Raw genomic sequence first — 10,406 nt, forward strand, 5'->3', positions numbered from 1 at the left:
AGAAGATGAATGTCAAATCTATGCTGATGATGGCGCTCGAAATTTATGTACTTTTAGGAGGGCTTTACTGGGGCTTGTGAAAGATAATTCTTTCAAAGATAGTGTTGCAGGTAAGATGCAACGAGCTTGTTGGGATCAGAATTTTAGGGCTGAAGTACTTTTTGGATGAAATTCATACAAAGCGTAATCCGCCCCTAGTATAGTCTCTTAACAAAGGCTTATTTATACGCTTTTATTTTTTTTTTATTACGACGTTGTAATAAAGACTTTTCTTTTAATTCTTGAAAATAAATACCTGAGCGTGATTGTAGCTGCTTAATGGCATCTTCAAGTTGCTTAAGTTGGGTGATTACAGTGGCTAGCATCTCTTCTGAGTTGGTATCAAGCAGATACTTAACTTGATCGGTAAACAGATCTTGTTGCTGTTGAAACTGCTCATATTCTTCATCCTTGAGTAGTTGATTAAGCTGTTTTTCAAATTCAAAAAGTCGTTCAAGTTGTGCGTTGATACTGTTCATATTCAACCCTTACTTGTTGTATTGTTGGCGAATATCTTGTGGAATGCCATCCCAGCCTGATTTTATCTCGCTGATTAGAGAGATAACCTCGGTCAATGGCTCTGGGGAGTTTTTAATATTCGCCTGTGATACTTGCGTTATCATGTAAGCGTATAAATTATAAAGGTTGATTGAAATCTCTCCGCCTTTTTCCATGTCCAAGCAGTCTTGTAATTCGCCAATAAGCCCAATGGCTTTTCCTAACATTTTGTTTTTATTTTCAATGTCTTTTCGATCAATTGCACCCTTAGCACCCGCTAAGTTACCGAGTATATGTTGCATGATTAATGAGATAAGTGTGTGTGGATCGGCTTGTTCAACGTGTGCCATACCAGTATTTTTATACTGCTGAAGAGAACGGCGCATAATTTTTTTCCTTGCTTGATAGTTTTAATTTACTGTAAACAGTTTACGGTGGCTTTTCATAAATGCATCTTTTTACTGCAACATTTGCAATGTGATGCGGGTTTATGATTAATATCCACTCTGGCACACTGTTTTTAACTATTCAGTATAACTCAGCAATATTCATACCCACTTATTATTTTATCTATTTAAAATATTTTATTGCCGTATTATCAAGTAAATAGCCTATTATTTGTCATTAATCGGTCATCGTCATGTTTTTGACATTGATCATACACAATTATTAAAAATTGTCCTAAACTTGGCGTTAGTTGATTTTAAAGAGTGAATTTTATGCAAGAGAGAGCCCCTGTCTATTTAGTTGCAATAAAAGCAGAACAATGTGAAAAATTAAAAACGGTACTGCGTTTTGTTGGTGAACAGTGTGAAGTGGTTGATGCTAAGCAACTGCTAAGTAAAGTAAATGAATGCAGACCCCTGTGCATTATTTATGGAGAGTCAATAACCACCGCGCTTCTTGGTGATTTTGCTAAAATACCTTTTTTAACACTTGAAGGGGCAAAGGTGGAGATAAAAGAAAATCTCCTTGGTGTATTAAGCTTTCCGATTGCCTATGATCAGTTGACACAACGATTACACTATTGCCAGTCGTTCCATAATCCCGGTAAAAAATTGGGTAAAGCGAGTGCTTATTTAACCAAGTCGTTAGTGGGCCGTGGTGTGCGTATTCAGGAGATTCGTTATCTGATTGAGCAAGTTGCAGACAGTAAAGCGAATGTATTGATTTTAGGTGAGTCTGGCACGGGTAAAGAGGTCGTTGCCCGCGCTATTCATGAAATATCCCAACGTAAAAGAGGGCCTTTTGTGCCGATTAACTGTGGTGCTATTCCCGCTGAGCTGTTAGAAAGTGAGCTGTTTGGTCATGAGAAAGGGGCGTTTACCGGAGCTTTTTCTGCACGCAAAGGGCGCTTTGAGCTGGCGGCAGGGGGCACACTGTTTTTAGATGAAATTGGTGATATGCCGATGCCGATGCAGGTGAAACTATTACGTGTTTTACAAGAGCGTACTTTTGAGCGGGTGGGTGGTACTAAAACCGTGCAGGCCGATGTGCGTGTTATTGCGGCCACTCACCGCAATTTAGAGGCGTTGATTGAACAGGGGACATTTCGAGAAGATCTCTATTATCGTTTAAATGTGTTCCCAATAGAGAAACCTGCTTTGCGCGACCGACAAGAGGATATTCCTCTGCTATTACAAGAGCTACTTTCACGCCTTGAAGGTGATCATAAAGCCACACTGCGCTTCACACAACGTGCGCTTGATTCATTGATGCAACACAGCTGGCCGGGCAATGTGCGTGAGTTATCTAACTTATTAGAGCGCCTACTTATTTTACACCCCAATAAAATTATTGACTTGAGTGATCTGCCTATTAAATACCGTTATATTGATGCGAATGGCGAGAGGGTTGAGCAGGTTCAATACAGTGAGGAAGAGGAAGCGTTGGCTGAGCGTGATGCGTTATGTGGCATATTTGGTGATGCGCCTGTTATTGCAGAGGAATCTGAGGTTTTTGATGGAACACTCGGTTTCTTAGGTCACCTTCCAACAGAGGGAATGAATCTAAAAAACAAATTGACTGAGTTTGAAATTGAGATGATTCGCCAAGCGTTAGAATGCCAAGGTGGAGTTGTTTCACATGCAGCTGAACTCCTTTCAATGCGCCGCACAACGTTAGTCGAGAAAATGAAGAAGTATGGGCTGAATAAAGAGGGTTAATGCAGTTATGTTTTGTAAGTTCACAAGCATTTAACCATTACAGTTCACTTGGAATCGGGACTTCAGTCCTGCGCTTTTGGTTTTGAACTGTTAAAAATAGGCAGGACTGAAAAAAAGGGTTCGCAGAGCTTACCCGCTCATAATACTGAACTGACGTTCAATTCGCTCCCACTTCCGGTTGGCAACAAGGCAAAGCAGTTAACCACGAAGGAAAAGGAAGTTAAATTCTTTGTCTTTCTTGGGACGTGAAACTTTAGTTTCGCTTTTACTCTTGGCGCAGCTAAAGTAGCACGTCCTCATCATGAGCAGTGGCTTCGTGGTTATATTTTTGTTTTTTTGCGTGCCACTTTGCCTACCTATTATTACCCCTACTCAAGTATTTAACCCTATTTTTAATAAACGTTTAGGCCTGTCATTTTTGTGACTGTCTGCATCTAACTGTTTGTTATTGTTGAGTATATATCTGTTGGCATAGATACTGCTTATAGCTTGTAAGAGCAAATTTAAAGCGGGTGATATGATGACCAATAATAGTCCACAAATAACCAATCAATCTTTAGATAAAGAGTCCTTTGTCGGGGAGTTAAAACAACTTCGTGCACAAGCCAATTATATGGATCAACTCTATAACGAGTTGCCATCGGGTCTGATTGTGATTGATGGGTATGGTGTTGTTGAGCAAGCTAATCGCGTTGCAATATCACTGCTTGGTGAGCCACTAGAGGGACAACTGTGGAGTGATATCATTGATCGTTCATTTGCCCCTAAAAATGATGATGGTCATGAAATTTCATTGAAAAATGGTCGTCGTATTCAGCTCTCTATCTCCTCATTAAAGGGCCAACCCGGCCAACTTATTTTATTAACTGATTTAACCAATACACGTCAATTACAAGAGCATATTGCGAAGCTTAAACGTCTGTCTTCATTAGGTAAAATGGTGGCATCACTCGCGCATCAAATTAGAACGCCACTTTCTGCTGCTATGTTATACGGTGCTAATCTTGCCAATAAAACGCTAACAGAAACATCTCGCTCTCGCTTCCAAGGTAAATTGATGAATCGCTTGAATGATTTAGAGACACAAGTGAATGATATGTTGCTCTTTGCACGCAGTGGCGATCAAAAAATTATTGAAGAAGTTTCTTTGGTGACGCTTCTTGAAGAGGTGCAAGATGCCAGTGAGACGATGTTAATGCAAGTTGATGGGCATTTACAGTGTCGTCTGCCTGATCCTGATCTGTTGATCATGGCAAATAAAAGTGCACTTGCTAGTGCCATGACGAATCTTATTTCAAATGCAGTAGAAGCGACCGGAAAAGGGGCACAGATCTATATCAGTGCGCAACGTCGAGGTGATAAACAGGTAGAAATTTCGGTGATGGATAATGGTCCCGGCATTGAGAAAGGGCATATTGCTAAAGTGATGGAAGCATTTTATACCACTAAACCACAAGGTACAGGGCTTGGGCTCGCGGTGGTGCAATCCATTGCACAAGCACATAAAGGCAGTGTGGAAGTTAAATCAGAGTTCGGTAAAGGTAGTTGCTTTACCTTGGTATTGCCGCTACATCGTGTCGGTAATTATAAACAGATCCCATTGAGCCAAGTGGTAGGAGGTTAATATGTCACAAGGTAGATTATTAGTTGTTGAAGATGACGCAGGATTACGTGAAGCGCTGGTCGATACACTGTTATTGTCTGGTTATCATTGCAGTGAAGTCGATAGTGGTGAGGCCGCGTTAATTATGTTGAATCAGCAGAAGTTTGATATGGTAATCAGTGATATTCAGATGGGCGGCATGTCAGGGTTAACACTGCAACAAAATATAAAAGACAAATACCCCAGTTTACCGGTTTTATTGATGACTGCGTATGCGACGATTAATGATGCGGTGAATGCGATGCGTGATGGTGCGATAGATTATTTAGCCAAACCGTTTTCACCTGAGGTGTTATTAAATCAGGTGAGTCGTTATGTGCCTGTTAACAAAGTTGAATCTTGCACGCCTATTTACGGTGATAAAAGTACTGAAATGATGTTTAAGATGGCAGATAAAGTCGCTCAAAGTGATGCCACTGTAATGATAACGGGGCCGAGTGGTTGTGGTAAAGAGGTGCTTTCTCGTTATTTACATGATAAATCTCCACGCAGTGAGCAAGCCTTTATCGCCATTAACTGTGGCGCTATTCCAGATACAATGTTGGAGTCAACGCTCTTTGGTTATGAAAAAGGTGCGTTTACAGGCGCGATTCAAGCATGTCCAGGTAAATTTGAACAAGCCCAAAATGGCACTATTTTATTAGATGAAATAACGGAGATGCCACTTGAATTACAAGTTAAATTGTTACGAGTGTTACAGGAGCGCGAAGTAGAACGCTTAGGCTCGCGTAAAACCATCAAGCTTAATATCCGCGTGATTGCAACTAGCAACCGCGATCTTAAAAAAGCGGTCGCAGCGGGCACCTTTCGAGAAGATCTCTATTATCGTTTAAATGTATTTCCGTTGCAGTGGTTAGCGCTGAATAAACGCAAAGGAGATATTTTACCCCTAGCTGAGCACCTTTTAGCACGTCATGCGTTGGCGCAATCGCAAGCTATTCCTTTGTTAACAGAGAGCGCCAAAAAAATATTATTAGCTTATCCTTGGCCTGGTAATGTACGTGAATTGGATAATGTGATGCAACGCGCTATGATTCTTTGTGATGGTCAAAAGATTGACGAGTCATCATTAATTTTAGAAGATATACAGTTTGAACATATGTGTATTGAACCAGAAGTGATTGAACCTATTGAAAAGGTACAAATATCAGAAGTACAAAGTGAGCAAGCTGTGCTGGGCAAAGGGTTGAAAGATCAAGAGCAAAAAATTATTTTAGATGCGTTGCAAAGCTGTTCAGGAAAACGTAAAGATGTGGCAGAATTATTAGGTATCAGCCCGCGCACATTACGTTATAAATTGGCGCGAATGAAAGATCAAGGTATCGCATTACCTGCATAGTTAGTTTTAAGGGTGCTAGTCCTCAGGGGAAACGGGCCTAAAACAAACAGAATGAGTTCGCTTTCTCGCCACTTATTAATTCAAGCATCAAAAGGCAGGACTAAAGTTCCACTTCCGAGGGTAATTAGTTGCTTTGGAAGTGGGACTTTAGTCCTGCATGTGTTTCATTAATAGAAATAGAGGTTAGACTCTTTTAATCAAGAAAATATCGCAGGGTTGGTTGTTAAATGTACTTGAACTGTGTTGTTTAGACCCGTTTTCCCTGAGATAGTGGTAATAAGGGAGCTAGTTATTGAGATAATACCCAGTGTAACTTTTACAAATTACGCTAAGGTATCTTTGACTCTCTTTAAAGAGCGGTTAAGCAATAAGCTTATTTAAGATCTCTGCCGATTTTTGTGCTTTACCTGGGCCAAGTACAATTTGAAACTGCTCATCTGCTTCAATAATGCCAAAGACACCAGTTATGTTTTTAACTTGGGCACGATCGGCACTACTGTCATTTTTTAATGTTAATCGAAGACGTGTCATGCAGTTTGTGCAACACTTTATATTTTCTTTTCCACCTACTGCACTGTTCACTTCTTGAATGATATTTTCCATGGTTAATACTCCTAAGTTATTATTTTGACTGCAAACAGTAGAAAAAACACTCACCATTAGCTTAAAAGTTCAATGTACTGTTTATTTTTGTTGATAATAATTAAAATAATAGTTGCAAGTGGGAATCACTATCACTAATATGCTTGTAAATTGATAACTATTACTATTTGGATGGATTTTATGCCGATTAAAAAAATATTCACTCATAGTGCGGCTCTGCTTGCGCTGACTGCTACTTCATTCTCTACACTTGCACAAGAGGTAAATATCTACTCTTTCCGTCAAGCTTTCTTGATTGAGCCTATAATGGAAAAATTTACTCAAGAAACAGATATTAAAGTAAATATTCTTTTTGCTAAACAAGGGCTTATTGAGCGTATTAAGCGAGAAGGTGAACTTTCTCCTGCAGATTTAGTATTAACAACGGATATTAGCCGTTTAGTGAAACTAACCAGTCAAGACTTAACGCAAGCGGTTCACAGTGAAGTGTTAAATAAAAACATTCCAAGTCAGTACCGTGATCCTGATAATCAATGGTTTGCATTAACCACCCGTGTACGTAATATCTACTCTTCATCTGAACGTGTAGGTGCAGTGAAAGATATTACTTACCAAGACTTAGCAAGCCCAGAGTTTAAAGGTAAAATTTGTACTCGCTCAGGTAAGCATCCTTATAATGTTTCACTGATTGCTTCTATTATTGCCCATGAGGGTGAAGCAAAAGCGAAAGTATGGCTTGAAGGTGTGAAAGCAAATCTTGCACGTAAACCACAGGGTAATGATCGCGCGCAAGTGAAAGCGGTAAAAGATGGCTTATGTGATTACGCGTTGGGTAATAACTACTACCTCGGTAAAATGTTAGCGAATCCGAAACAGGTTAGCTGGGCAGAAGCGGTAAGTATTAACTTCCCAAATCAAAAAACAACGGGCTCACATGTTAATGTGAGTGGTGTTGTATTAGCGAAATATGCGCCGAACAAAGAAAATGCCATTAAATTGATGGAGTTTTTGTCTAGCGATGTTGCACAAAAAATGTATGCTGAAGTTAATTATGAATACCCAGTAAAAGTAAGTGTACAACCGTCTAAATTGGTTGCATCATGGGGAACATTTAAAGCAGATACGCTACCTCTTGCTGAGATTGCTAAGCAACATGAAGCAGCGGTAAAATTATTGGATGAAGTGAAGTTTGATCTCTAAGAAATTTTCGATATACAAGTTACTGCCTTGGGCAGTCACTTGTTTGTTAGTTATGCCAATATTAGCACTCGTAATGAGTGCTTTTTCCGTTGATAGCAGTGGTAGCTTTCAGCACCTTATTGATACTGTTCTGTTTGATTATACTGTCAATACGTTACTTGTTATTGCCGGCGTATTATTGCTGAGTTTCTGCTTTGCACTGCCAAGTGCGTGGTTTATTGCGTGTTGTGATTTTCCTAGTCGTAGCATTTTACAATGGGCATTGATGCTACCTTTGGCGATTCCTCCTTATATTGTGGCGATTGTATACACTGATCTATTTGATTTTAGTGGACCGATTCAAGGTTTTTTACGTGAATTTATGCATTGGCAAAGCGTTCATGATTATTACTTTCCTGATATTCGCACTATTAATGGTGCGATTTTGGTTTTAAGTTTGACCCTCTATCCTTACCTTTACCTCCTACTACGTGGTGCTTTTCTTGGGCAATCTGGTGGATTGTTTCAGGCTGCAAGAAGCTTGGGTTTATCACCTTTTCAAGCCTTTAAACGTGTTTCGTTTCCACTGGCTCGTTCATCAATGGCGGTGGGGCTATCACTGATTGCAATGGAAACATTAGGTGACTTTGCTACGGTAAATTATTTTGCGGTACACACACTGACCACGGCTGTTTATGACACTTGGTTGGAGCTAGGCAGTTTAACAACCGCCGCTAAAATATCATCGATTATGTTGCTGGCATTGGTTATCTTGATAAGTTTAGAGAGTTATAGTCGACGTAAGCAAAAAACATATCAACGCAGTGGCGCGACACACACTGATCTGCGCTTTGTTTTAACGCACGGTAAAAAGTGGGGCGTTTTAACTTTTTTATGGAGCTTGCTCTTTTTTTCCTTCATATTACCGTTGAGTGTGCTTATCTATTATGCGCTGGGCTATTTTTCAGAATCGTTAAATACGCAATTGTGGCAATACACCCTAAACAGTTTTTGGTTGGCGATTATTGTGGCTTCATTGGCGTTACTGCTGGCGCTACTGTTGAATTTTTACCAGCGTTTAGCACCCGGAATATTATCAAAAATGACCATTCGTTTGTCGTCGTTAGGTTATGCGGTGCCGGGAACGGTGATAGCGATTGGGGTTTTGATCCCCTTTACCAGTTTGGATTTATGGCTTAATCGGCAACTTGTTGAATTTGGTTTCTCGCGTGTTGGTTTGATTTTTTCGGGGTCGCTGTTTATTTTAGTCTTCGGTTATTTAATGCGCTTTAGTGCAATCGCGGTGGGCAGTATCGAAAGTAGTTTGGCACAAGTTTCACCAACGCTTGATCTTGCTTCTCGCTCATTAGGGCAAAACGTAGGGCAAACCATTCGTCGTGTTAACTTACCGCTGATTAAAAAAGGGATGTTAACCGCCTTTATTTTGGTTTTTATTGAAGCGATGAAAGAGTTACCGACCGCACTTTTATTACGTCCTTTTAACTTTGAAACTTTAGCAACTTATGTCTATCAATTTGTTTCTGATGAGATGATTGAGTATGCTGCTCTGCCTGCACTGTTAATTGTTTTGATGGGGCTTATCCCCTTTATTGTTGTGAATCGTTTATTAGAGAAGGACTGTTAATGTCTGCATTAGTTGTTAAAAAATTAAACTGTTTTTATCAAGAAAATCAAATATTAAAAGATCTGGATTTGGATTTACAAGATAATGAGATAGTGTGCCTATTGGGTGAAAGTGGTTGTGGAAAAACAACACTTTTACGTGCTGTAGCAGGATTACAAGCCGAGCTTTCAGGCTCAATTACCATTAATGGGGTGATTGTTGATGAGAATAAGATACAGGTAGCACCTGAAAAACGTAAAGTAGGCCTCATTTTCCAAGATTATGCACTTTTCCCACACCTTAATGTTTTTGATAATGTTGCTTTCTCATTGCTAAAACTGAGCAATAAAGAAAAAAAACAGCGTGTCGAAGATGTTTTATCATTAGTACACTTAAGTGATTACGCTTTGCGTTTTCCACATCAACTTTCTGGCGGACAACAGCAACGTATTGCCATTGCTCGCGCCCTTGCTTATCAACCTGACTTAATGTTATTAGATGAGCCTTTTTCTAATCTTGATCAACATGTTCGTTTTCAGCTGATTAAAGATATTCGTCGGTTATTAAAAGCGCGCTCAATGAGTGCTCTGTTTGTGACCCATTCAAAAGAAGAAGGGTTTGCGTTTGCGGATAAAATTGCGCTGATGCAAGCAGGAAAAATCGTGCAGATTGGTGTGCCACAGCAATTGTATAACTTTCCAGAGTCACGTTATGTTGCCGATTTTATGGGACAAAGTAACTATATTGATGTACAAGTGATCAATAAAAATAGCTATCAGTCTGACTTTGGGATCTTAACCAGTGAATCCATTATTGAATATCAGCCTGGGTCAAGGTTGCAACTATTATTACGCCCTGAGCAGATATTATTGAGCGGTGATGAAAGTGGTCATGCAAAAATAATCGATATTGATTATTTAGGTGCATTTCAAAATATAACTGTTTGCTTTAAAGGCAAAGAGTACCTTGTGAAGCAAACGAGTCAGCAACATCTCTATCATGTTGGCGATAATATTAAATTAATGATTAACCCCCATGAATTTGTGCTGTTTAATGTTTAGGAAGTGAAACATTAGTTTTTTCTTGTTAAAGATGGCAGAATTAAGATCCAGTCGAACAATTCACCATGAAGCCACTACGCTACACTGAGGACACGAAGAAAATTAAATTAAAGGTTGGCTTTAAGTTCTACCTTCCTTTCCCTTCGTGCCTTCGTGGTTAACTGCTTGTGAACTTGAACTTATAAACCATTCACCAGAAGCTACTGCTCATGATTAGGACGTGCTGCTTTAGCTG

General features: G+C 39.6%; 9 protein-coding genes. 6 read left to right on the top strand and 3 right to left on the bottom strand.

Translation table 11 applies throughout. The annotated features are described in order from the left end of the window. Positions 1-218 precede the first annotated feature (218 nt). Entirely contained in the window at positions 219-518 is a 300-nt protein-coding gene (locus G322_RS0114035) for a hypothetical protein (protein WP_022942378.1), read from the bottom strand. A gap of 9 nt (positions 519-527) precedes the next feature. Further along, positions 528-923: a flagellar export chaperone FliS gene (fliS, locus tag G322_RS0114040; protein WP_022942379.1), complete on the bottom strand. Its 396-nt coding sequence runs from the start codon at positions 921-923 to the stop codon at positions 528-530. Between the two features lie 333 nt (positions 924-1,256). On the opposite strand from fliS, the gene G322_RS0114045 reads away from it, so the two are divergent. The 3 genes from G322_RS0114045 to G322_RS0114055 all read left to right on the top strand — a co-directional run bounded on the left by G322_RS0114045 (position 1,257) and on the right by G322_RS0114055 (position 5,704). Then, positions 1,257-2,702: a sigma-54 dependent transcriptional regulator gene (locus G322_RS0114045; protein ID WP_022942380.1), complete on the top strand. Its 1,446-nt coding sequence runs from the start codon at positions 1,257-1,259 to the stop codon at positions 2,700-2,702. Positions 2,703-3,219: 517 nt separating this feature from the next. Beyond that, positions 3,220-4,326, top strand: coding sequence for a sensor histidine kinase (locus G322_RS0114050; RefSeq protein ID WP_022942381.1), 1,107 nt, complete (start codon positions 3,220-3,222; stop codon positions 4,324-4,326). A gap of 1 nt (position 4,327) precedes the next feature. Beyond that, entirely contained in the window at positions 4,328-5,704 is a 1,377-nt protein-coding gene (locus G322_RS0114055; RefSeq protein WP_022942382.1) for a sigma-54-dependent transcriptional regulator, read from the top strand. Between the two features lie 360 nt (positions 5,705-6,064). Here the strand turns inward: G322_RS0114055 and G322_RS0114060 are convergent, their stop codons facing one another. Then, positions 6,065-6,307: a PTS transporter subunit EIIB gene (locus G322_RS0114060; RefSeq protein WP_022942383.1), complete on the bottom strand. Its 243-nt coding sequence runs from the start codon at positions 6,305-6,307 to the stop codon at positions 6,065-6,067. A gap of 180 nt (positions 6,308-6,487) precedes the next feature. Between G322_RS0114060 and G322_RS0114065 the strand changes: the two genes are divergently transcribed. The 3 genes from G322_RS0114065 to G322_RS0114075 all read left to right on the top strand — a co-directional run bounded on the left by G322_RS0114065 (position 6,488) and on the right by G322_RS0114075 (position 10,171). Then, positions 6,488-7,507, top strand: a complete 1,020-nt coding sequence (locus G322_RS0114065) for a Fe(3+) ABC transporter substrate-binding protein (protein ID WP_022942384.1) — start codon at positions 6,488-6,490, stop codon at positions 7,505-7,507. A 73-nt stretch (positions 7,508-7,580) separates the two neighbouring features. Further along, entirely contained in the window at positions 7,581-9,131 is a 1,551-nt protein-coding gene (locus tag G322_RS0114070; protein ID WP_245542325.1) for an ABC transporter permease, read from the top strand. Then, positions 9,131-10,171: an ABC transporter ATP-binding protein gene (locus tag G322_RS0114075; protein WP_022942386.1), complete on the top strand. Its 1,041-nt coding sequence runs from the start codon at positions 9,131-9,133 to the stop codon at positions 10,169-10,171. The genes G322_RS0114070 and G322_RS0114075 overlap by 1 nt, the downstream gene beginning before the upstream one ends. Positions 10,172-10,406 lie beyond the last annotated feature (235 nt).

It is taken from the genome of Psychromonas hadalis ATCC BAA-638 (assembly GCF_000420245.1).
GTDB lineage: Bacteria > Pseudomonadota > Gammaproteobacteria > Enterobacterales > Psychromonadaceae > Psychromonas > Psychromonas hadalis.